This window comes from Paraburkholderia caledonica, assembly GCF_000383275.1.
In the GTDB taxonomy this organism is placed as follows: Bacteria; Pseudomonadota; Gammaproteobacteria; order Burkholderiales; family Burkholderiaceae; genus Paraburkholderia; species Paraburkholderia caledonica.
Genome location: NZ_KB911042.1, coordinates 90415 through 114691, shown reverse-complemented (window position 1 = coordinate 114691; position 24277 = coordinate 90415). Strand labels below are relative to the sequence as shown.

General features: G+C 63.2%; 17 protein-coding genes. 7 read left to right on the top strand and 10 right to left on the bottom strand.

The window, feature by feature from the left end; genetic code table 11:
• Window positions 1-19 precede the first annotated feature (19 nt).
• The 4 genes from dnaJ to grpE all read right to left on the bottom strand — a co-directional run bounded on the left by dnaJ (window position 20) and on the right by grpE (window position 4657).
• A complete protein-coding gene (dnaJ, locus tag H281_RS0124165; protein WP_020069711.1) occupies window positions 20-1162 on the bottom strand; it encodes a molecular chaperone DnaJ in 1143 nt (380 codons plus the stop codon).
• Between the two features lie 269 nt (window positions 1163-1431).
• Window positions 1432-3390 (bottom strand): molecular chaperone DnaK, encoded by a 1959-nt coding sequence (dnaK, locus tag H281_RS0124160; protein WP_020069710.1) that lies wholly within the window; start codon window positions 3388-3390, stop codon window positions 1432-1434.
• Window positions 3391-3542: 152 nt separating this feature from the next.
• The gene (locus tag H281_RS34820) at window positions 3543-3983 is read right to left on the bottom strand and encodes a thioredoxin family protein (protein ID WP_020069709.1); all 441 of its coding nucleotides are present in this window, start codon (window positions 3981-3983) and stop codon (window positions 3543-3545) included.
• Window positions 3984-4072: 89 nt separating this feature from the next.
• A complete protein-coding gene (gene grpE / locus H281_RS0124150) occupies window positions 4073-4657 on the bottom strand; it encodes a nucleotide exchange factor GrpE (protein ID WP_027804896.1) in 585 nt (194 codons plus the stop codon).
• Window positions 4658-5036: 379 nt separating this feature from the next.
• Between grpE and H281_RS36970 the strand changes: the two genes are divergently transcribed.
• Complete coding sequence (locus tag H281_RS36970) at window positions 5037-5198, top strand: hypothetical protein (RefSeq protein WP_006047884.1); 162 nt, start codon at window positions 5037-5039, stop codon at window positions 5196-5198.
• Here the strand turns inward: H281_RS36970 and H281_RS0124145 are convergent.
• From H281_RS0124145 to hrcA, 3 genes are all read right to left on the bottom strand, one after another.
• On the bottom strand, window positions 5170-5577 hold the full coding sequence (locus H281_RS0124145) for an RNA-binding S4 domain-containing protein (protein WP_020069707.1): 408 nt from the start codon (window positions 5575-5577) through the stop codon (window positions 5170-5172). The genes H281_RS36970 and H281_RS0124145 overlap by 29 nt on opposite strands.
• A gap of 8 nt (window positions 5578-5585) precedes the next feature.
• A complete protein-coding gene (hemH, locus tag H281_RS0124140; RefSeq protein WP_020069706.1) occupies window positions 5586-6656 on the bottom strand; it encodes a ferrochelatase in 1071 nt (356 codons plus the stop codon).
• A gap of 167 nt (window positions 6657-6823) precedes the next feature.
• Window positions 6824-7843, bottom strand: a complete 1020-nt coding sequence (gene hrcA / locus H281_RS0124135) for a heat-inducible transcriptional repressor HrcA (RefSeq protein WP_020069705.1) — start codon at window positions 7841-7843, stop codon at window positions 6824-6826.
• A gap of 330 nt (window positions 7844-8173) precedes the next feature.
• On the opposite strand from hrcA, the gene H281_RS0124130 reads away from it, so the two are divergent.
• A complete protein-coding gene (locus H281_RS0124130) occupies window positions 8174-9076 on the top strand; it encodes an NAD kinase (RefSeq protein WP_027804895.1) in 903 nt (300 codons plus the stop codon).
• Between the two features lie 66 nt (window positions 9077-9142).
• A complete protein-coding gene (gene recN / locus H281_RS0124125) occupies window positions 9143-10813 on the top strand; it encodes a DNA repair protein RecN (RefSeq protein ID WP_020069703.1) in 1671 nt (556 codons plus the stop codon).
• Between the two features lie 124 nt (window positions 10814-10937).
• Here recN and glnE read toward each other — a convergent pair whose 3' ends face one another.
• Window positions 10938-13790: a bifunctional [glutamate--ammonia ligase]-adenylyl-L-tyrosine phosphorylase/[glutamate--ammonia-ligase] adenylyltransferase gene (gene glnE / locus H281_RS0124120; RefSeq protein ID WP_277394741.1), complete on the bottom strand. Its 2853-nt coding sequence runs from the start codon at window positions 13788-13790 to the stop codon at window positions 10938-10940.
• Between the two features lie 151 nt (window positions 13791-13941).
• On the opposite strand from glnE, the gene H281_RS0124115 reads away from it, so the two are divergent.
• From H281_RS0124115 to aroG, 4 genes are all read left to right on the top strand, one after another.
• A complete protein-coding gene (locus tag H281_RS0124115) occupies window positions 13942-18129 on the top strand; it encodes a YhdP family protein (protein WP_020069701.1) in 4188 nt (1395 codons plus the stop codon).
• A 272-nt stretch (window positions 18130-18401) separates the two neighbouring features.
• Window positions 18402-19178 (top strand): carbon-nitrogen hydrolase family protein, encoded by a 777-nt coding sequence (locus tag H281_RS0124110; protein WP_408735246.1) that lies wholly within the window; start codon window positions 18402-18404, stop codon window positions 19176-19178.
• A gap of 99 nt (window positions 19179-19277) precedes the next feature.
• A complete protein-coding gene (gene tldD / locus H281_RS0124105) occupies window positions 19278-20744 on the top strand; it encodes a metalloprotease TldD (protein ID WP_020069699.1) in 1467 nt (488 codons plus the stop codon).
• Window positions 20745-21089: 345 nt separating this feature from the next.
• Complete coding sequence (gene aroG, locus H281_RS0124095; RefSeq protein WP_020069697.1) at window positions 21090-22163, top strand: 3-deoxy-7-phosphoheptulonate synthase AroG; 1074 nt, start codon at window positions 21090-21092, stop codon at window positions 22161-22163.
• 237 nt (window positions 22164-22400) lie between these two features.
• On the opposite strand, the gene hmpA is transcribed toward aroG, so the two are convergent.
• Together hmpA and H281_RS0124085 are read right to left on the bottom strand one after the other, a co-directional pair.
• A complete protein-coding gene (gene hmpA / locus H281_RS0124090) occupies window positions 22401-23606 on the bottom strand; it encodes an NO-inducible flavohemoprotein (protein ID WP_020069696.1) in 1206 nt (401 codons plus the stop codon).
• A 104-nt stretch (window positions 23607-23710) separates the two neighbouring features.
• Complete coding sequence (locus tag H281_RS0124085; RefSeq protein WP_020069695.1) at window positions 23711-24265, bottom strand: cob(I)yrinic acid a,c-diamide adenosyltransferase; 555 nt, start codon at window positions 24263-24265, stop codon at window positions 23711-23713.
• Between the last annotated feature and the right edge of the window lie 12 nt (window positions 24266-24277).

Below are 24277 nucleotides of genomic sequence, written 5' to 3'. Positions count from 1 at the left end.
CGCCAACTTCTAACTGCCGTTAATCGAAGAAGCTCTTCACCCGATCGAACCAGCTCTTGCTTTGCGGGCTGTGCCGCGCGCCGCCTTCCACCAAAGCTTTTTCGAACTGCTTGAGCAGATCGCGCTGCGGTTCCGTGAGCTTGACCGGCGTTTCGACCTGCACATGCACGTACAGATCGCCGGCAATGCTCGAACGCAAGCCCTTGATACCCTTGCCGCGCAACCGGAACGTCTTGCCCGACTGCGTGCCTTCGGGCACCGTGAAGCTCGCGCGGCCCGCGAGCGTGGGCACCTCGATTTCGCCGCCCAACGCCGCCGTGGTAAACGGAATCGGCATCTGGCAATGCAAATCGTCGCCGTCGCGCTCGAATACCGAATGCTGCTTGATATGAATCTCGACGTACAGATCGCCTGACGGCCCGCCGTTGATGCCCGGTTCGCCGTTGCCGGCCGAACGGATGCGCATGCCGTCGTCGATACCTGCCGGAATCTTTACTTCGAGCGTCTTGGTTTCCTTTACCTTGCCCGCGCCGTGGCAGTGCGCGCACGGCTCAGGAATATAGGTGCCGGTGCCGTGACACTTCGGACAGGTTTGCTGGATGCTGAAAAAGCCTTGCGACATCCGCACCGCGCCCGAACCGCTACAGGTCGGGCAGGTTTCCGGCTTGGTGCCGGGCTTCGCGCCCGAACCGTGACAGACTTCGCACGAGACCCAGCTCGGCACGCGAATCTGCGTGTCGTAACCGTGCGCCGCCTGTTCCAGCGTGATTTCCATGCTGTAGCGCAGATCGGCGCCGCGATACACCTGCGGGCCCGCACGTCCGCCGCCGCCTCGCGCCGCGCCGCCGGCCGCCTGGCCGAAGATGTCGCCGAAAATATCGCCGAACGCATCGGCAAAGCCGCCGAAGCCTTGCGCACCGGCGCCGCCCATGTTCGGATCGACGCCCGCGTGACCATACTGGTCATATGCCGCACGCTTTTGCGAGTCCGAGAGCATTTCATAGGCTTCCTTCACCTCCTTGAAATGCTCTTCCGCATCCTTGTTGCCCGGATTGCGGTCGGGGTGGTGCTTCATCGCCAGCTTGCGATAAGCCTTCTTGATTTCGTCGTCGCTCGCGTTCTTTGCGACGCCCAGAACCTCGTAGTAATCCCGTTTCGCCATATCGGTTCAACGCCCCTCGCGAGAGTGCCGCGCGGTGGCTCCTCTTGAATGCTGGAGTCTCACGACTCGTCCGGTCGTGTTTCGTGCCGCCTGAACGCGGTTCAAAACAACGGCCTCCATAAAACAAATGTGCCCGGAGAGCCTAAAAGGCTCGCCAGGCGTGATAACCGCTCTTGCACGTTCCCGCGTTCAGATGCCCGCGGTCCTTCGTGCAGCCGGGCCGCACACATGACCCGTGTGCGGCTTTACGGTCGGAATGCGACCTGGCTTTAGTCTTTCTTGACTTCCTTGAAGTCGGCGTCGACCACGTCGTCCTGCTGCTGGCTCGCGCCACCAGCCGACGGGCCTGCGCTCGCGCCCGCCGCGCCTGCTGCCGCAGCTTCGGCACCTTGCGCAGCCTGCATGTCGGCGTACATCTTTTCGCCCATCTTCTGCGAGGCAGTCGCCACCGCTTCGATCTTGGCTTCGAGTGCAGCCTTGTCGGTCGAACCGCTCTTCAGTGCGTCTTCCAGGTCCTTCAGCGCGGTTTCGATCTTTTCCTTCTCGCCGGCTTCCAGCTTGTCGCCGTACTCGGTGAGCGCCTTCTTCGTGCTGTGGACGAGCGCGTCGCCCTGGTTGCGGGCGTCGGCCAGCTCACGCAGCTTGTGATCTTCTTCCGCGTTCGCTTCGGCGTCCTTCACCATCTTCTCGATTTCGGCTTCGGACAGACCCGAGTTCGCCTTGATCGTGATGCGGTTTTCCTTGCCGGTCGCCTTGTCTTTCGCGCCGACGTGCAGAATGCCGTTCGCGTCGATGTCGAAGCTCACTTCGATCTGCGGCGTGCCGCGCGGTGCCGGCGGAATGCCTTCAAGGTTGAACTCGCCCAGCAGCTTGTTGCCCGCCGCCATTTCGCGCTCGCCCTGATACACCTTGATCGTCACGGCGCTCTGATTGTCGTCAGCCGTCGAGTACACCTGCGAATGCTTGGTCGGGATCGTGGTGTTCTTGTTGATCATCTTCGTCATCACGCCGCCGAGCGTTTCAATGCCGAGCGACAACGGGGTCACGTCGAGCAGCAGAACGTCCTTGCGGTCGCCGGACAACACCTGACCCTGGATCGCGGCGCCAACGGCCACGGCTTCGTCCGGGTTCACGTCGCGGCGCGGATCTTTGCCGAAGAATTCCTTAACCTTTTCCTGCACCTTCGGCATGCGGGTCATACCGCCGACCAGAATCACGTCGTCGATTTCGCCGACCTTCACGCCTGCGTCCTTGATAGCGACGCGGCACGGTTCGATCGTGCGCTCGATCAGTTCTTCAACCAGCGCTTCGAGCTTGGCGCGCGTGATCTTCAGGTTCAAGTGCTTCGGACCCGACGCGTCGGCCGTGATGTACGGCAGGTTGATTTCGGTTTGCTGGCTCGACGACAGTTCGATCTTTGCCTTTTCAGCCGATTCCTTCAGGCGCTGCAACGCGAGCACGTCTTTCGAGAGATCGACGCCCTGCTCTTTCTTGAACTCGCCGATGATGTAGTCGATGATGCGCTGGTCGAAGTCTTCACCGCCGAGGAACGTATCGCCGTTCGTGGACAGCACTTCGAACTGCTTTTCACCGTCGACATCGGCGATTTCGATGATCGACACGTCGAACGTACCGCCGCCCAGGTCATACACGGCGATCTTGCGGTCACCCTTCTCGTTCTTGTCGAGACCGAACGCGAGCGCGGCTGCGGTCGGTTCGTTGATGATGCGCTTGACTTCCAGACCGGCGATGCGGCCTGCATCTTTGGTTGCCTGACGCTGGCTGTCGTTGAAGTACGCGGGAACCGTGATCACAGCTTCGGTGACCGGCTCGCCGAGGTAGTCTTCAGCGGTCTTCTTCATCTTGCGCAGCACTTCCGCGGAGATTTGCGGCGGAGCGAGCTTCTGATCGCGTACTTCGACCCATGCGTCGCCGTTGTCGGCCTTCATGATCTTGTACGGCATCAGGCCGATATCTTTCTGAACTTCCTTCTCTTCGAAGCGGCGGCCGATCAGGCGCTTAACCGCGTACAGCGTGTTCTTCGGATTCGTGACCGACTGACGCTTGGCAGGCGCGCCGACGAGAATCTCGCCGTCTTCCATGTAGGCGATGATCGACGGCGTGGTGCGTGCACCTTCCGAGTTCTCGATCACCTTGACCGAATTGCCTTCCATGATCGCCACGCACGAGTTGGTCGTGCCGAGGTCGATACCGATGATTTTGCCCATTTTTACTAATCTCCTGACTTTGATCGCTGCGGGAATCGCCCTGTTTGCCGTCCGGCGGCAAGGCAATCCGCCCTAAATTCATACCTGCACTCAACATAAGTGCGTCCGCATCGTTTTCAAGACCTCTTTTGCGATGCGGTCTTTAATTTTTTTCAATCGACCGAACTTTTGCCCGAATCCGCTCCGTCGGTTTGCGAACCGCCTGCGGCATTGGCCGGGCGGATCTTCTCGCGCGCCGCGGCGACCGCCGCCTCGAACTGCGCGAGGCCGTGCCAGCCTGTCGCCCTACCCAGCCGTTTGCCGCGGTGAAAGAAGAACCACGTCGGCACACCATGAAGCATGAAACGCCGGCCAAGCTCGCGGTGCTCGTAGACATTGCTGTGAAACCACCGCAAGCCGAGCGCACGGATCGCGTCCGGTTGCGCAAGCATGGCCTTCTTGGCGATCTCGCAGTTGAAGCAGTCGAGTCCCCAGAAGAACACCACCGCGAGTTGGTCACCCGCTTCGGCGAGACTGGCGTCGAATGACTCGGCGCTTAGCTCCTGCATGTCAAACGCCGAAAACGCGGTTGCGTCGACGGGAATTTTGGCCATGACGATGCCTACTTGATGCCTACTCGTTGTCTACGGCTGTGTCTAGCGAACGCCGGCGAAACCCGAACGGAATACGGAGCAAACCGGCCTTACTTCGGCGCGGCGACAGTGACGAGCGCCGGGCGCAGCACGCGATCGGCAATCACGAAGCCCTTTTGCAGCACGGCAACAACCGTGTTCGGCTCCTGGTCTGCCGGCACCATGGAGATAGCCTGATGGCGGTGCGGGTCGAACTTCTCGCCCACCGGATTCAGCGCGACGACGCGGCCCTTCTCCAGCGCGCCTGTGAGCTGACGCAGCGTGAGTTCGACACCTTCGCGCACTTTCTGAAGGTCGTCGGTCGAGTGAGCGACGGCTGCTTCCAGACTGTCGATCACCGGCAGCAGATGCTCCGCGAAGCTCTCGATTGCAAACTTATGTGCCTTCGCAACGTCTTCTTGCGCGCGGCGGCGCACGTTCTCCGTCTCGGCTTTCGCGCGCAGGAAGCTTTCCTGCAATTCGGCGATCTTCGCCTGCGCTTCGGCCAATGCAGCTTCCGCACCCGTCGCCGGCGTGTCCGTGGCGACGCTCGCAGCGGCTTCCTGCTCCGGAGTGACCGCCTCGGCGGCCTGGCGCGCGGTTTCGTCCGCGGGCGTGGGATTCTGGCTCGTCGGGTTCTCTTGCGTGTTTTCCATGTCGCTGAAAGTCGTTAAAAAATTAAAAGCCAACGGCAGCAACGGCGCATGACACCAACGCGATTTGTGCGTTGCAAAATCGCGACAGTTATCCAGGCGCGCTACCACGTATCGAAACGGCAGTTGGGGCCGCAAATGCGCCATTTCAAGCGCCTTCGCCGAAATTTTCAAACCGGCAGCAGCCGGCCGAAACGCGCGGTTACAACCATGAGTGCGCGGCGATCAGATTCAGATTGAGCGCGGCGTGCAAGTGACCTATGCTCCAGTTACGCGGCGGAAAAACAGCGTTAACCCTAATCTGACATAAACCTTTCCGCCTTTTTGCAATTTCCACCTGGCTAGCTCGTTTCTTTTCCGCACCATCCCAAAAGGGGGTACCGTGAAACTGACCTTTGCAATCTCGGTGGTCGCACTGGTACTCGTTGCGGGCACCACGACCATCTGTATGTCTGGGGCGGTCAACGATCACACAACCGAATACGGCGGCGTGAACGCGACCATGGAACAACTGTTCAATCCCCACCTGAAAATCTGTCGATAGTCCGGCGGTCGCGCTTGGTCGGGCGGCCGTGTAGTGCCTCGGCCGGCTCTCGATAGGTCTTGCGGCGTTCGTGCTCGGCCTGCCGCTTTTGCCGGCTCTCGTCCGTCTCGGCGTAAAGCGTCTGCGCGACGCTTGCTGGGCCGCGCACGTCGCATACGCCCAGCACCTGCACTTGCCATACGAATCGCTCGATTTCGATCTCGACGAGATCGCCGACCCGCACGTCCTTGGCCGGCTTCACGTTGGCTCCGCCTATGCGGACGCGCCCCTTCTCGACCGCGTCCGCGGCAAGCGATCGCGTCTTGAAGAAGCGTGCCGCCCAAAGCCACTTGTCGATGCGCAGCTTCGCGCCCGGTTCCGTCGAAATTCGGTAGTTCATAAGCGTGCTCAAGCCGGAGTGTGATGCGGTACGGGGACCGCCTGCACCGGCCAGCCTTGCAGATTCTGCGCGACGATTTCGCCAAGCGCGGCAATCCACGCCTGCGACGCGTTCACGCAAGGAATGCGATGGAACTCCTTGCCGCCGGCATGCAGGAACTCGTCACGCACTTCCATGCCGATCTCTTCGATCGTCTCGAGGCAATCAGCGGTGAAGCCGGGACAAAATACGTCAGCACGCCGCACGCCTGCTGCCCCGAGCTCCTTCAGCGTGGGTGCCGTATACGGCTGCAACCACTCCGCCTTGCCGAAACGCGACTGGAACGTGATCCGGCATTCCACCGGCGTGAGGCCGAGCGCCTGCATCAGCAGCGCGCCTGTCGTCTGGCACTGCTCGTGGTACGGATCGCCAAGATCGAGCGTTCGCTTGGGCACGCCATGAAAACTGAGAACGAGCTTGTCGCCGGCAGCGAAATCCGGACGGCCATGGAGATGCCAGTAGTGGTGCACCTGCGCAGCGAGCGCTGAAACGTACGCGGGATGATCGGCGTACTGGCGCACCGTGCGGATCTCGGGCTGGTTACGCATGCGCTTCAGGGCGGAGAACGCGTCGTCGAATGCGGTTGCCGTGGTCGACGACGAGTATTGCGGATACATCGGCACCAGCAGCACCCGTTCGGCACCGGCGAGCTTCAGCTGATTGAGCATGGCGGGAATGCCGGGCGTGCCGTAGCGCATGGCGTACTCGACGAGCACCGTGTAGTCATTCAATTGCAGCAGGTGGCGCAAACCTTCCACCTGCTTTTCCGTGTAGACGCGCAGCGGCGAGCCTTCGGGCATCCACACGGCCGCATATTTCTTCGCGGATGCGCGACCCCGGAACGGCAGGATCAGAAGCCGCAAAATGATTTGCCATAGCAGCGCCGGAATTTCCACCACGCGAGGATCGGAGAGGAACTGCGCGAGATAGCGGCGAACCGCTCGAGGCGTTGGCGCGTCGGGCGTGCCGAGATTGATCAGCAGCACGGCAACGCGGTGCGACGTGGCGTTCTGCGAGGGCCGCTCGAGGTCGAAGCGCATAGGCAGCAGGGACAACCGCTCAAGGCGGGAAGTGGAATCAGGTGAGATTCATTATAGCGGCGCGCCTCGTGGCCGCGCGCCCTGGAGACCCCTGGCCGTTCGGCCAATTGGCAGGCGGCGCCGGCTCGCGCATCATGTACTGGATGAAACGCCGCAGCGCCGACGCGCTACTGCTGACTGAGCGTCAGCGAGAGCAGTCTCGCGGTGATGTCCACGATCGGGATCACGCGGTTGTAGGCCATTCGCGTGGGTCCGATCACGCCAAGTGTGCCGACGATCTTGCCATTCACCTCGTACGGCGCGGTAACGACGCTCATTTCCTCGATAGGCACGAGGTTCGACTCGCCGCCTATGAAGATCTGCACGCCAGCCGCATGACTCGACACATCCAGCAACTGAAGGAGACTGGTCTTTTGATCGAACACATCGAAGAGCTTGCGCAAGCGCGCCATGTCCGAGGAAAGATCCGCGACCTCGAGCAGATTGCGCTCGCCCGAAATGAGCACGGTCTCGCCGGTGTCCGATTCGTCGGTGCTCGCGGTGACGGCCGCGTGCATGAGCGTGGTCATGTCGCCGCGCAACTGGTCGATCTCTTCGCGCAGGCGGCGGCGCACTTCGTCGAACGAAAGACCGGCGAAGTGGGCGTTGATGTAGTTGGACGCTTCGACCAGTTCGGACGGCGTGAAGTCGCGTTGGGTCGCCATCATGCGGTTCTGCACGTCGCCTTCGGGCGTAACGATGATCAGCAGAATGCGCTTGTCCGACAGGCGCATGAATTCGATCTGCTTGAACACGTGGCTGCGTCGCGGCGTGAGCACGACCCCGGCAAACTGCGACAGATTCGAGAGCACGCTCGCCGCCGCAGCGACGATTTTCTGCGGCTCACCGGCCTGCAGCGTAGTCTTGACGGTACGCGTGACTGCTTCTTCGTCTGCGGCCGACTCGACAGTCAACATTGTGTCGACAAAAAGCCGGTAGCCGCGCGGCGTGGGAATGCGTCCAGCCGAAGTATGCGGGCTGATCACAAGGCCCAGATCCTCGAGATCCGACATGACGTTGCGGATGGTCGCCGGACTCAGCTCCAGGCCGGAATAGCGCGACAACGTGCGCGAGCCGACCGGCTGACCTTCGGCAATGTAGCGCTCGATCAGAGTTTTTAGGAGGGTTTGTGCGCGAGGATCTAGCATGACGGAAAATTTTAGCTCAATGGTGCGACTACCGCGAGCGCTAACGGCGCCCAACACCGGCGGATCAACCGCCGCTCGCCAGGACTGCGTCTTGCGCTGGTTTCAGCGCCGGTCTCAACGCCCGGTGCCGCGTTCGGTCCGGTGCGCCGCCAGCCCTGTTGCCGACGGCCCCGCCCGCAGCGCGCCGTTGCAGTTTGCAGGGCGCGCATGTCATCAAGGCTTCACCATTCTAACGATAATCCCTAACTGCGCTGGCGGCCTGCCCGTGCCGGCGGGCCACCGGGTCCGCGCGCGGTTCTTTTCGGGCCTTACCTATGGTGTAATGCCGGCATGCAAGTAACCAGCCAGTTCAAGACCGTGGCGCTCGTCGGGCGCAACAACACCCCGGGCATTCGCGAGCCCCTGACGGCGCTCGCCTCCTGCATCGCGAAGCGCGGCTTCGAAGTCTTTTTCGAAGCCGACACCGCCGCGGAAATCGGCGTCACCGAGTATCCGGCGCTGCGTCCGGCCGAGATCGGCGCGCGTGCAGATGTGGCGATCGTGTTGGGCGGCGACGGCACGATGCTGGGCATCGGGCGGCAGCTGGCGCCTTACCGCACTCCGCTCATCGGCATCAACCACGGACGGCTGGGTTTCATTACCGACATCCCGATCTCGGACATGAGCGAGATCGTGCCGCAAATGCTGGCGGGCAACTTCGAACGCGAGGAGCGCGTGCTGCTTGAGGCGCGCATCATGCGCCAGGGCAATCCGATCTATCACGCGCTTGCCTTCAACGACGTGGTGGTCAATCGCAGCGGCTTCTCCGGCATGGCGGAACTGCACGTTTCGGTGGACGGGCGCTTCATGTACAACCAGCGCTCGGACGGCCTGATCGTAGCAACGCCCACCGGCTCGACGGCTTATGCGCTGTCGTCGCAAGGGCCGATTCTTCATCCGCAGCTGCAGGGCATCGTACTCGTGCCGATCGCGCCGCACGCGCTGTCAAACCGGCCCATCGTGTTGCCGGACGATTCGAAGGTCAGTATCCAGATCGTTTCGGGGCGCGAGGTCAACGTCAATTTCGACATGCAGTCGTTCACATCGCTCGAACTGGGCGACGCGATCGAAGTGCGCCGCTCGCGTCATACGGTGCCCATGCTGCATCCGGTCGGCTACAGCTATTTCGCGACGCTGCGCAAGAAGCTGCACTGGAACGAATACCCGTCGCACGAAGAAGACGGCAAGCTCTGACCGGCGGAATGCCCGGATACAAGCGCCGCCAGAGAAACCCGAATATCAGGCTCACAGACCACCTTCATGCTTCGCCACCTCTCGATACGCGACTTCGTCATCGTCGCCGCGCTCGATCTTGAATTCGACAGCGGCTTTACCGTTTTTTCCGGCGAGACCGGCGCCGGCAAGTCGATCCTCATCGACGCGCTGGCACTCGCGCTCGGCGCGCGCGCCGACGCGAGCGTCGTTCGCACCGGCGAGAGCCGCGCCGACATCACCGCGGAATTCGACACGCACGCGCAGGTGGATCAGTGGCTCGACGAGCAGGCGTTCAGCGCGTCGGCAGCCGACGGCCAGAACGGCGGCACGGTGATGCTGCGCCGCGTAGTGGATGCAAATGGGCGCTCGCGCGCTTTCATCAACGGCACGGCCGCGACACTGGCGCAACTGCGCAAGGTCGGCGAAATGCTGGTGGATATTCATGGCCAGCACGCGCACCAGTTGCTGATGCGTCCCGACGCCCAGCGCGAACTGTTCGATACCCACGCGGGCCTGAGCGAACTTTCCGCGGGCGTCACGCGCGCGTGGCGCACATGGCGCGAGAAGGTTCAGGCGGTCGAGCATGCGCATACGCGCGACCGCGAGTTGCAACTGGAACGCGAGCGGCTTGCCTGGCAGCTTGCGGAGCTGGACAAGCTGTCGCCCCAGCCGGGCGAATGGGAAGAAGTTAACACGGAGCATCGGCGGCTGTCGCATTCGGCGAATTTGATCGACGGCGTGCAAGGCGCGCTGACTGCGTTATCCGAATCGGACGAAGCCATGATCACGCATCTTGCGTCGATCGTGTCGAAGGTGCGCGACCTCGCGGAAATCGATCCGGCCTTGAACGACGTGCTGGCCGCGCTCGAACCCGCCGAGATTCAACTTCAGGAAGCTGCGTACTCGCTGAGCCACTACGCACAAAAGCTCGAACTCGATCCCGACCGGCTTGCCCAGGTCGAAAAGCGCCTCGACGCATTGCATTCGGCGGCGCGCAAGTTCCGCTTGCAGCCCGAAACGCTGCCCGACGAACACGAAACACGCCGTGCGCAGCTTGCCGCGCTTGACGCTGCCGCCGACCTCGATAGCCTGCATGCAGCAGAAGCGAAGGCGCGTGAGGTATTCGTCGCGGAAGCTAAAAAGCTGTCCAAGGCACGCGCAAAGGCCGGCAAGGCCCTCGGCGCGGCGGTCACCACGGGCATGCAGGAACTGTCGATGAAAGGCGGCAGCTTCGAAGTAGCGCTCGTGCCGCTGCCGGAAGGCGGCGCGCATGGGCTGGAGCAGGTCGAATTCCGCGTTGCCGGGCATGCAGGTGTGCCGCTGCGGCCGCTTGCTAAAGTCGCATCGGGCGGCGAACTCGCGCGGATCAGCCTTGCGCTGGCCGTGATTGCCAGCGCCGCAAGCCCGACGCCCACGCTGATCTTCGACGAAGTGGATACGGGCATTGGCGGCGGCGTCGCCGAAGTGGTCGGACGGCTACTGCATCAACTCGGAGAAGCGCGCCAGGTGCTTTGCGTGACGCATTTGCCGCAGGTCGCCGCACGGGGCGATCATCATTTCCAGGTCGCGAAGACCGGCAATGGCAAGGGCGGTACGGTCAGCAGCGTCGTTTCCCTCGACAAGGCGAGCCGCGTGGAAGAAGTCGCGCGAATGCTCGGCGGGCTCGAAATCACGCCGACCACTCGCAAGCACGCGAAGGAAATGCTGGCGGCTTAGTCGCCCCGAGGCTGCGGCGAAGGCCGGCCTTCAGCGCGGGCACAGGTCTTTACCGCCGCAGCGGCAAGGGGCAAGCGCCGGCAACACGCGCTTGTGCCGCGGCCCGCCATAACGCACGTCTCCTTCAACGCTCGCCAAACACCCGCTCCCAAAGTCCGAGCACGGCATCGCGTTCCGTCGCGACGAGAGCCGGCTCCACGCGCGCCTTCTCCATCCCATCCAGCCGCAGCTTGTGCTGCAGCTTCCGGTACGTGCGGTAAGCCGCGCCGACCGTCTCGGCTTCGGCCTCGCTCATCAGCCCGAGGCGCGACACTTCGCGCAGCAAAGCAATGTTCCCGGTATTGCGGATCAACTCGGGATCGCGCGCCGCGTGCAGCAAGACCCAGTACTGCACAGTGAATTCGATATCCACCATGCCGCCGCGATCATGCTTGAGGTCGAACAGCGTCGTATGGTTAGGGTGCCCGGCTATCACCCGCTCGCGCATCTCGACAATCTCGGCGGCAAGCTGCGCGGCGTCGCGCGGCGTGGTCAATACCTGTTCACGGATCGCCTCGAACTGCGCGCCGATCTGCGCGTCGCCCGCACAGTAACGCGCGCGGGTCAGTGCCTGGTGCTCCCAGACCCACGCGGTGTTGGCTGCGTCGCCCTCGCGCAACTGATAGCGGCGGAACGCGTCCAGATCGGTGACGAGCAAACCCGACTCGCCGTTCGGCCGCAGGCGCAGGTCGATATCGAACAATGTGCCTGCGCCGGTCGCCGTGGTCAGCCAGGTAATGAGCCGGCGGGTGTACGTGGAATAGATATCGGCTGCGGCGTCGTCGGGATCGTCGTAGAGGAAAATGACGTCGAGGTCGGACGCATAGCCCAACTCTTTGCCACCCAGCTTGCCGTATGCGATCACCGCGAAACGCGGCACCTCGCGGTGGCGCTTCGGCAACTGGTTCCACACGGCTTCGAGCGTTACATCGAGCACAGCATCGGCGAGTTCGGACAGGCGGTCGCTCACATGTTCGACGCTCAGCTTGCCGGCAAGGTCGATCAGCAGAATCCGGAACACTTCGGCCTGGTGCGCATGGCGCAGCAAGTCCATTTGCTGCTCGACGCCGTCCGCGGCGGCAAGCCGCAAGCGCAACGTGCGCTTGAACTCCGACCAGTCGAATGGACTATTGATCGCTTCGTCGTCGAGCAGCTCGTCGAGCAATTGCGGATGGCGGATCAGATAGCCGGCCGCCCAGCGCGAGGCGCCCAGCACCGACAACACCCGATGCAGCGCTTGCGGATATTCGGTCAGCAGCGCCAGATACGCACCGCGCCGGCTCACGGCTTCGAGCAGATCGAAAAGACGTGCGAGCGTATCGCCGCGCCGCTCGGGCGGCTCCAGCGTGCGTGCGGCTTCGAGTGCGCGCTGCGCGACGATGTCGAAACGCTGCCGGCTGCGCTCCGCGAGCCCCGCATAACGCGACGATTGCCACACGCCGCGCAGCCGCGCGAGCAGATCGCCCGGCTCCGCCACACCCAGTTCGACGATACGCGCGCGCAACGCATCTTCGGCGCTGTCGTCCGAGAGTGCGCTGCTCCAGACCCAGGCCGCCGCGCCGTCTTCGGGGGCGCCGCAGCCATCGCGGCCGCTTACCTTGTCGGCAAATATCTGATCGAACTGCTGTTCGACAAACTCGCGATGCGCGTCGAGCCGAGCCATCAACGTCGAATAGTCGTCGCAGCCCATGGCACGGGCGAGCGCCGCACGGTCCTCGGGATCGACGGGCATCGCGTGAGTTTGCGCGTCGTTGCGATATTGCAGCCGGTGTTCCAGTTCGCGCAGGAACCGATACGCCTGCGAAAGCTTCACGCAGACCGACGTGTCGATCAACCCATGCGTCGCGGCGTGCCGCAACACGGCGAGCGTCGGACGCACACGAAAACCGGCGTCCTGGCCGCCGCGGATCAACTGGAACACCTGCGCGCTAAATTCGATTTCGCGGATGCCACCGCGCCCTAGCTTGATGTCGTCGGCCTTGTCAGGGCGCATCGACGCGCGGCGCTGCGCCTCCTGGCGAATCTGCAGATGCAACGCGCGAATCGCGCTGATCACGCCAAAGTCGAGATAGCGGCGATAGACGAACGGCGTGACGATCGCATCGAGCTGTTTCGAGAGACGCCGCGCCGCCTCGCTCGTGGCTTCGGAAACGAGCCGGCCCTTGATCCACGCATAGCGTTCCCACTCGCGGCCCTGCACGTAGAAATACTCTTCGAGCATGCCGAGGCTGCAGACGAGCGGCCCCGAATCGCCGTTCGGGCGCAAACGCATGTCGACGCGAAACACATAGCCATCGGCGGTGACTTCAGCGAGAGCGCCGATCAGCCGCTTGCCGAGCCGTGTGAAAAAGTCCTGCGTGGCAATCGCCGCGCGCTGCCCGCCGCCGGTCTCGCCGTCCTCTTCATATATGAAGATCAGGTCGATGTCCGACGACACGTTCAGTTCCCGACCGCCGAGCTTGCCCATGCCGACCACACCCAGCGTGAGCCGCTCGCCCTGCGGGCCGCGCGGCTCGCCAAAGAGGGCCTCGAGTTCGGCGGAAAGCACGGCAAGCGCGCGCTGGATTGTCGTCTCGGCCAGATCGGTCATCGCTCCGGTGACTTCGGCGACGTCCGCCTCGCCAGCCAGGTCGCGCTCCATCACGGCGCAAAACACCTCGGTGCGCAACCGGCGCAGCGCCCGTTTCAGTGCCTCTTCGGTCAAGGGAACGGAAGCGCCGCCGGCGGCCTCCGCGCAAAGCATGTCAAAGCGGGCGTCGATGCGCTCGCGGGTCAGCGGCGCGGACGCAAGCTCCGCCACCTGCACGGCGAGTTTGGGATGCGCCGCGGCGGCGCGCGCCGCATAGTGCGAATAGTCGGAACTCAGAAGAGTAGCGTGAGTCATCAAAGGTCTGGCTCGCTCGTTGCTTGATTGTCGGGGACTGTGCGCCAGAGTCATGACCGCTTCGTCGCACCACGACTTCCCGCACGCGGATGAAGCTCGCGCGGCGGCGTGCTGACAGGGCTTGCACGAAGTCCTGCCGACGCTTTCCCGTGTGTTACATTTCGTCGTTAAATCGCAAAACTACCATACGCCCACCCGCCGCAGCATGTCCGAGCGAAACGAATCCGCCGACCCGCAGGAAACCGGGCAGGCCCGGCCTCTGAGCGGAAGCGACCACGTCGTGCTGCGCCGGACTCTTCACGTCGTTCTGGCGCTGGCGCTCGTCCTCTATTTCATCGCGGCTGGACTGTACCTCGGCTTGCGCTATGTGGTGTTGCCGCGCGCCGACGCTTTCCGCCCGCGCATTGAAGCCGCCGTCTCCGAAAAGCTGCACGCGCAGTTCACCATCGGCAAGCTGGCGCCGCATTGGACCGGGTTCCAGCCAGGGCTCGACATCACTAACCTGGTGATTCGAGACCGTGAAGGCAAACCCGCGCTCACCATACCGCACGCCACCGCGAGCTTGTCGTGGCGCTCGCTCTGGCAGTTCTATCCGACGCTCTCCAGCCTGATCGTCGATCAACCGGATGTGCTGATTGCGCGCGGCGGCGACGGAGAACTGTCGGTCGCCGGCGTGCCGGTGCCGACTCGTCACAGCGGCAACGACACGTTGTCGACGTGGCTCGTGCGACAGCAGGCGATCGTCGTGCGCGGCGGTGTGCTGCGCTGGCGCGACGTCCAGCGTGACGAACCGGAACTCGCGCTGCGCGACATTCGCATAGCGATTTTGAACGACGGCTACGATCACCGTCTTGCGCTGCAGGCGCCGCCGGACGGCCGGTTGCTACACGGCCCAATCGATTTCCGCACGCATTTCCGGCACACGCCGCTCGCGGCGATCGGCAAGCCGATCAACTGGAAGGGACAGGCCTATGTGTCGACCGGGCCGGTCGATCTGCCGACGCTTGCGCGTTACGTCAGGTTTCCGATCGAAACGTTCGCAGGCCGCATCGACAACGCAATCTGGGTCGATTTCGCCGACGGCCGCATGAAGTCGGCCAGCGGCCAGATGGCCGGCGCAGATGTCGCGTTACGCGTGCGGCCCACGCAGCCGAAGCTGCTTGTGCCGGTCGCCCATTTCGGGTGGCGCATGGAAGCCGATCAGGGCGACTACAAGCTTCAACTGAGTGACATGCGCGCCGAACTCGGCCAGCCGCCGCTCGAGGACGGCACGCCGCTTACGCGCACACTGACGTTCAACACGCTCGACGGACGCTATCGCAAAGCTTCGCAGCAAAACGGACAGCTCATGAGCGTGTCGGGCGACCGCGTGGACCTGGGCATTCTGGCGGAATTCAGCCGCGCGTTGCCGCTGCCGCGGCCCCTTCTGAACGGGCTGGTGCGGTTCAACCCGCGCGGCATCGTCGCCAACTATCTGATCGAAGTGGAACGCGGCAAGCCGGAATCGGGCGAGCCTGGCGGCGACCGTCACGCGACAGGCGCCGAGCCAGTCGAGCGTTATCGCTTCAAGGGCGATCTGCAAGGCATCAGCTTCGCCGCACAAGAACCGCCGCCTGGGCTCACCGCGCGCAATCACCCGCGTGCGGGCATTCCGGGTATCGAAAATCTTTGGGGCACTGTCGACGCCGATCAACGTCACGGTACGGCTTTGCTCGACACGTCCAACGTGGCGATCACGCTGCCAGGCGTCTTCGACGATCCGCGCCTCAAGCTCGACCATCTGCACGGTCGCGCCGACTGGACCATCGGCAAGAAAGCGCCCGGCGACAATCACCCGGCGTTCACAGTGAAACTGGCCGACTTCGGCGTCTCGAATGCAGACGTCGCGGCGAGCGCCACCGCCGACTACAGCAACCCCGGCCACGGCCGCGGCTCGCTTGATCTGAAAGCGGACTTCGAGCGCGCGCAGGTCTCGCGCATCGCCCGCTATCTTCCGACCAGCATCAGCGAAAAGCTGCGCATCTATCTCGGTCACGGCTTGCAGGCCGGCATGTCGCGCGGCGCGACGATCGAGATACATGGCGATCTGACGAAATTCCCCTACTCGCGCGATCCCGACGCGGGCGTCTTTCACATTGTCGCGCCGTTCAAGGGCGGCAAATTCGATCCTTCGCCATACCCGCCGCGCAAGATGAGGAACGGCACGCCGAACGTGTGGCCGCCGCTCGACGGCATCGACGGCGTGTTCGAACTCAAAGAGAAGATGTTGCGCTTCGACATCGACCGCGCACGCTACAAACGCGTGGCGCTGCATGGCGTGAACGGCAGAATCGAGGACCTCGGTACGCGCGAGTCGAACCTCGTGATCAAGGGCGACGGTCTAGGGCCGCTCGCCGACATGCTCGACTACGTGAACGAAAGCTCGCTCGGCATCATGGCGCGGCACCAGACCGAGAAGATCCGTGCCGAAGGGCCGGCCTCGCTCGCGCTCAAGCTGACGGTTCCGCGCACCCCCAAGCCGCATATCGGCGTGGAAGGCGCGATTGGCTTCGAGAATAATCGACTGACGGTAGAAAACGTGCCGCCGTTGTCGCAGGTAAGGGGCAAAGTGCACTTTACCGAACGCAGCGCGCAGACCGACCGGCTCACCGCGCAGTTTCTTGGCGGCGACTTGCGGGCAAGCGGCGGACTGAAGCAGGACGGCACTTACGCGCTCGATCTGGACGGCCATCTCGCCGTCGATGCGGCGCGCGGTCTCGGCCTGCATGGTCCGGCGGCTCAGGTGCTCTCGCGCATGAGCGGCAGCGCCCCTTACGCGCTCAATGTGAGCGGCGCAAAAGGCAGGCTGCCGCAACTCACCATGAACTCGGACCTGACCGGCCTCGCGCTCGACTTTCCGGCGCCGTTCAACAAGCCGGTCGGCGCACCGATGCCGCTACGGCTCGCCGCCGGGCCGTCCACGGTTGCCGGCGAAAGCGGGCTGGAGCGTGCGGAACTCAACTTCGGTCCGATCGCCGCGCGCTACTTGCTGGACTACAAGCCGAAAAGCCCGCCGACGGTGCTGCGCGGCGCAATCGGCGTGAACCGGCCGGCCGACCTGCCTTCAGAAGGGGTAATCGCCGCGGTCGACCTCGAAGCATTCGATGCCGACGCATGGCGCGCGCTCGTTACACAGATGCGCAACAAGGAAGCGCCCGCCGCATCGGCCACGCCTTCCACCCCCAACCCGACTGTCGCGCAATTCCTGCCGAGCCGCTTCGCGCTCCACATCGGCACCTTGACGCTGCTCAAGCGCCATTGGGACAGCGTAATCGTCGGCGCTTCGCACGCTGACGGCAAATGGCAGGCGAATATCGCGTCCAATCAGGTGTCGGGTCACGTTTCGTGGCTGCCGGGCGCCGACAAGGCGTCGCCGGGCACGCTGCAGGCGCGCTTTGCGCGCGTCGTGATTCCGTCGGTGGCCGACAAGGATCTGCTCGGTCAAGCTATCTCGGCTCCGGCGCAGAACATGCCGTCGATCGATCTGGTCGTGAACGAACTGATCGTGCGCGACCGCGATATCGGCCGGCTCGAAGTGCTGGCGCACAATTTCAACGAAGACGGCGTGCCCGTCTGGCAACTCGACAAGCTGGACATTGCAAACCCCTCGGCGACGCTCACCGCGACGGCGAACTGGCGCACGTCGGCGGAACTGGCCAACTCCGCCGACGACACCACGTCGCGGCGCACCGTGTTCGATTTCAAGCTCGACATCAAGGACGCGGGCGGATTGCTCCAGCGCTTCGGCCAGCCGCGCACGCTGAAGGCGGGCAGCGGCACGCTATCGGGCAAGATGGTGTGGCGCGGTGGCCCGACCGCGATCGACTACCCGACGCTAAACGGCAATATGGCCGTCGATCTTCGTCACGGCCAGATTCTCAAGGTCGATCCGGGCGTCGCCAAGCTGCTCGGCGTGCTCAGTCTGCAAAGCCTCGCGCGCTTCGCGACGCTGAACTTTCGCGACGTGATCGGCGAAGGTCTGCCGTTCGAGCACGTCACGGGAACCGCGCAGATTCACAACGGCATCGGCCACACCGATAACTTCGAAATGGTGACCGCGCCGGCCCGCGCCGAAATGAAAGGCTCCGTCGATCTGGCTCAGGAAACGCAGGATCTGCATGTCCAGATCGTGCCGACGGTGAGTGCCGGCGCAGCGGTCGTCGCGGCCGCGGTAATCAATCCATTGCTCGGCCTTGGCGCGCTGGTGGCGGATCTGGCGTTCAGCCAGTCGATCTCGCACGCGTTCGCGCGGGAGTACGCGATCACCGGCTCGTGGTCGAAACCGCACATCGAGCGGGTCAAGAACGATCGGGGTAAGATGGACGCTCCAGCTTCGACCGCGGTCGCGCAGTAAGTGTCTTCGGTTGAAGCGTTGGCTCGAGCTTCAAGTCGGCGGCGGGTTCGACGCTGTCGGTGGGTTACGGAGTGCCCAAGCCAGCCACAAACGACGTACGCGGCGCCAGCATTTCGCGCCGCCGCCTTTGCCGGGAGTTTCTCGAAACGCTCATGAGCGAAACACACGTCTCTTCATCTTCGTCCCCTGCTTTGTCGGCCGCAGCACCTGGCGATTCACAGCTTGGGCAGGCAAACGGCACACAGAGCACGTTCCGCGTCGCGGCGCTGCAGATGGTGAGCACGCCGGATCGCGATCGAAATCTGGCCGACGCCGAGCGCCTGATTGCTGAAGCCGCGGCCGATGGCGCGCAGCTTGTCCTCCTGCCGGAATACTTCTGCTTCATGGGCTTCAAGGACACGGACAAGCTCGCCGTGCGCGAGGCTTACCGCGACGGCCCGATTCAGCGCTTTCTCGCGGATGCCGCGCGCCGTCACAAGCTGTGGGTGATCGGCGGCACGCTGCCGGTCACGGCGCCCGAACCGTCGCGAGTGTTGAACACCACACTTGTATTCGATCCGCAGGGACACGTGGCGGCCCGCTACGACAAGATTCATCTGTTCAACTTCGAGAAAGGCGAGGAATCGTTCGACGAGGCGCGCACCATCTGCCCCGGTGACGAGGTCCGCACCTTCCAGTCGCCCTTCGGCCGTGTCGGTCTGTCGGTCTGCTACGATTTGCGCTTTCCCGAGCTGTACCGGCGCATGGGCGATTGCGCGCTGATGGTGGTGCCATCGGCGTTTACCTACACGACCGGCCGCGCGCATTGGGAGATGCTGCTACGCGCCCGCGCCGTCGAAAATCAGTGCTATGTGCTGGCTGCGGCGCAAGGCGGCAAGCACGAGAATGGCCGCCGTACGTGGGGCCACAGCATGTTGATCGACCCGTGGGGCGAAATCGTGGCAGTGCGTGACGAAGGCGCCGGCGTGGTCGCCGGCACCCTGGAGCGCACACGTATCGACGAAGTGCGGCAGAGCCTGCCCGCCTGGCGTCACCGGGTGCTGAGCTAGACTCATTGACATTGAAACTGCGGCGCCCCTCACCCATATAGTGTTGGTAGTGTTGGTGGCGCTAACCGAATCCTTCGTATCGAGCAGAACATACTTCGCATGAATATCATCGAACCCGGTATCCGTAATCTCGCCACCGCCAAGGACATCCTCCTGACGCCCTACGGTCTCGACGAGTCCCTGCTCACCCGCACACTGGCTGAGATCTTCACGCATCGCGTCGACTACGCGGACCTGTACTTTCAGGCAACCCGCAGCGAAGCATGGAGTCTGGAAGAAGGCATCGTGAAGTCGGGCAGTTTCAGCATCGACCAGGGCGTCGGCGTGCGCGCCGTGTCGGGCGAGCGCACGGCTTTCGCGTATTCGGACGACCTGTCGCCCGAAGCGATCCGCCAGGCGGCCATTGCCACACGTGCAATTGCCAAGGCCGGCGGCGGCAAGCAGAAGATCAAGGTGGCGTCGTCGTTGACCGGCATTGCCGGGCGCGATCTGTACCTGCCCGCCGATCCTCTGCATTCACTCGACGCGACCGCCAAGGTCAAGCTGCTCGAACGCATCGAACACATGGCGCGCGGTCGCGACCGGCGCATCCAGCAAGTCATGGCGGGCCTCGCCGGTGAATACGACGTCGTGCTGGTCGCGCGCGGCGACGGCGGGTTCGCAGCAGATATCCGTCCGCTCGTGCGGGTGTCGGTCACGGTGATCGCCGAGCAGAACGGTCGCCGCGAGATCGGCAGCGGCGGCGGCGGTGGCCGCTTCGACTACAGCTACTTCACCGACGAAGTGCTGTCGCGTTACGTCGACGACGCGGTGCACGCAGCGCTCGTGAACCTCGAAGCGCGCCCGGCTCCGGCCGGCGCGATGACTGTCGTGCTCGGACCGGGCTGGCCCGGCGTGCTGCTGCACGAAGCGATCGGCCACGGTCTGGAAGGCGACTTCAATCGCAAGGGATCGTCGGCGTTCGCGGGACGCATCGGCGAGCAGGTCGCGGCCAAGGGCGTGACCGTCGTCGACGACGGTACGCTGCCGAACCGGCGCGGCTCGCTCAATATCGACGACGAAGGCAATCCGACGCAGTGCACGACGCTGATCGAAGACGGCATTCTCAAGGGCTATATTCAGGACACGCTCAACGCGCGTCTGATGAAAATGCCGGTCACGGGCAATGCACGCCGTGAGTCGTACGCGGCGCTGCCCATGCCGCGCATGACCAACACGTACATGCTCAACGGCGACAAGGACCCGCAGGAAATCATCGAATCGGTGAAAAACGGTTTGTACGCGGTGAATTTCGGCGGCGGCCAGGTCGACATCACCAACGGCAAGTTCGTATTCTCGGCCTCCGAGGCCTACATGATCGAAGACGGCAAGATCACGTACCCGGTCAAGGGCGCGACGCTGATCGGCAGCGGTCCGGAATCGCTGAAATACGTCAGCATGATCGGCAACGACATGAAGCTCGATTCAGGCGTCGGCGTGTGCGGCAAGGAAGGCCAAAGCGTGCCGGTCGGGGTCGGGCAGCCGACGTTGCGCATCGACCGGATGACGGTTGGCGGCACGGCTTAAAACTGAACTCGCCGCATGATTCGTGCATCGATTGCATGAATCATGCGGGTTTTCCGCATTTTCTCGCCCTACAGCTTGTCAGTCGAGCTTAGCCGGGTTATAAAGTCACTCACCCTTTTTGACCAGCGACTCCATTTCGCCATGTCCGCCAAGTTTTATTTTTACTTTTTCTGGTATCTCAGACCGCTGGCGGATCGAGAGGGGTGTTAGTGCACGTAGAACACCGAGAATTCCCGAAAAACCGCCAGCGAGTCTGGCGGTTTTTTTTCGCCTTCCGTCTTTGAACATTATGTTTTGCACGCACCGCCTGCGCGAACACGCTACGAACCGATTCAGGAGAACAACATGCCCCCGCACAACACCGACGATGTCCGCATTCGCGAATTGAAAGAGCTCACTCCTCCCGCGCACCTGATCCGCGAATTTGCCTGCGACGAAGCGGTGTCCGACCTGATCTACAACTCACGCACCGCCATGCATCGCATTCTGCACGGCATGGACGACCGCTTGATCGTGATCGTCGGGCCGTGCTCGATTCACGATACGAAGGCGGCGCTGGAATACGCGGGGCGCCTCGTCGAACAGCGCAAGCGCTTCGCGGGCGAACTCGAAGTCGTGATGCGCGTGTACTTCGAAAAGCCGCGCACGACGGTCGGCTGGAAGGGTCTTATCAACGACCCGCATATGGACAACAGCTTCAAGATCAACGAAGGGCTGCGCACGGCGCGCGAGCTGCTGTTGCGCATCAACGAACTGGGTCTGCCGGCCGCCACCGAGTATCTCGACATGATCAGCCCGCAATACATCGCCGATCTGATCTCGTGGGGCGCGATCGGCGCGCGGACCACCGAGTCGCAAGTGCACCGCGAACTCGCTTCGGGACTGTCGTGCCCGGTCGGCTTCAAGAACGGCACGGACGGCAATGTGAAGATTGCCGTCGACGCAATCAAAGCCGCGTCGCAGCCGCACCATTTCCTGTCGGTCACCAAGGGCGGCCACTCGGCGATCGTATCGACGGCGGGCAACGAGGATTGCCATATCATCCTGCGCGGAGGCAAGACGCCGAATTATGACGCGGACAGCGTCAACGCGGCGTGTTCGGACATCGGCAAATCAGGTCTCGCCGCGCGCCTGATGATCGACGCAAGCCATGCGAACAGTTCGAAGAAGCATGAGAACCAGATTCCGGTGTGCGCGGACATCGGCCGGCAAGTTGCTTCGGGTGACGAACGAATTATCGGCGTGATGCTGGAATCGCATCTGGTGGCCGGCCGCCAGGACTTGCAGGAAGGCTGCGCACTCACGTACGGGCAGAGCGTGACCGATGCATGCATCGGCTGGGACGAAAGCGTTGCCGTACTCGAAGGTCTCGCCGACGCCGTCAAGCAACGGCGCGTGGCGCGCGGAAGCGGCAATTGATCGCTATTCGGCCGCGTCGTGTGACGCAATTGGCAGATGAAAAACCCGGCTCGTCGAGCCGGGTTTTTTGTTTGGTTGGCCAAACGGATGAATGTCGCTCGATGGACCGCCTAAGTACCGTGACAAGTCGTGGTCGCTCTCAGCATGACTTGCGTTGGGCCGAAGCCGCCGGTTACGTGGACACTGCCTCGCATGGCTCGCTTCTTCTTTTTGGAGCTTGCCATGCACGGCTACGTTTCACTCGACCACGCCCGAACCGAAGACTTCAGTGTGAATCCGCGCCGGGTCCACGCCGAGCGCCGCCAGCGCATCGCACTGCGCGCGCATGAACGGCACCGGTCCACAGATGTAGTAGTCGGCATCCGGCACGATGACCTGACCGGCAATTCCTGCTACGTCGAGACGACCGTCGAAATCGTAGTCGACGCCCCGCCGGTCGCCCTCGCCGACCGCTTCGTAGAACACCACGCGCTTCACGTTCGAATGCGACGCGACCGTCTCGTTGAGCCACTGACGGAACGCGTGCACGCGGCCGTTGCGGCATGCGTGAACGAAAGTCACGCTCCGCTCGCTGCCGTCGGCGAGGATAGTTGAGAGCATCGAGGTCATGGGCGTCACGCCCACGCCGCCGCTCATCAGCACCACGGGCGTGGTTTTCTTGCGATCGAGCGTGAAGTCGCCCATCGGCGCGCTCACATGCACGACGGTGCCCTCTTCGACATCTGCGTGCAGCAGGTTGGACACGTGGCCGGGCGCTATGTCTTCGCGGCCGTCTTCGCGCTTCACGGAGATGCGCAGCCACTTGCCATGCGGTGCGTCCGACAAGCTGTACTGACGCGGCTGATCGACACCGAGCTTGTCGACGAAACGTTTCACGCTCACGTACTGACCCGGTTCGAAATCACACGCGGCCGAACCGTCGGCTGGCGTCAGATAGAACGACGTGATTTCGTCGCTCTCCACCTGTTTGCGCGCCACCTTGAACGGGCGGAAGCCGCTCCACGCCGCGCCTTCATACAGCTTCGCCTCGGTGCCCACAAAGATGTTCGCGAGCTGACCATACGCGACTTGCCAGGCGTCGAGCGTGGGTTGATCGACCGCGTCGCCGAGCACGTCGACGATCGCACCCAGCAGGTGGCGGCCCACAATCGGGTAATGCTCGGGCCGTATGTTCAGGCTCGCGTGCTTATTGGCGATCCGCGAGACAGTCGGGCCGAGCGCGCCCAGATTGTCGATGTTGGCTGCGTACGCATAGACCGCGCGCGCCAGCGTTTCGGGCTGGTTGCCGCTTTGCTGATGCGTCTGGTTGAACAGATTCTTCAGTTCCGGATGACGCGCGAACATGCGCTTGTAGAAGTGCTTCGTGATGGTCGTGCCATGTTCAGCAAGCACGGGCACCGTGGCTTTGACGCGGGCAATCTGTTCGGCGGTCAGGGCGGTCATTTGTACTTCTCCTTAAAGATGCACATACAATACATCTTTAAGCCGTGACTTGCTCTGACAGATTGTCGCAGGCCACTGCAGACTGCTGAAAGCCGGCCGTGCGCCTAGTTTTGCCCGCGATCGTGCTGCCAGAGCACGTCCGCGCCGCCGTCAGCGCGATTGAGCACGCGTGCGAGGACAAACAGAAGGTCCGACAGACGGTTCACATACTGACGCGGCGCGGCGTTGACGGCCTCCTCGTCACCGAGGGCGACGATGGAGCGTTCGGCGCGGCGGCAAACCGTACGGCAAACGTGGGCGAGAGACGCCGCGCGCGAGCCGCCCGGCAAGATGAACTCCTTCAGCGGCGGAAGCGCGGAGTTGTAGTCGGCAAGCCAGCCGTCAAGTTGCGCGAGATGGCGGTCGGTAATCATTGTGTGACCGGGAATGCAAAGTTCGCCGCCGAGATCGAACAAGTCGTGCTGGATCGAGATCAGCGCCGCTTGCACGTCATCTGGCAAGGGCTCGCACAGCAGCACGCCAAGATTCGAATTGAGTTCGTCGACGTCGCCGATCGCCGCAATGCGCGCGCTGTCCTTGCGAACCCGCCGGCCGTCGCCGAGACCGGTGGTGCCGTCGTCGCCGGTACGAGTGGCAATCTTGCTCAGACGGTTACCCATGATTTCTCCCTG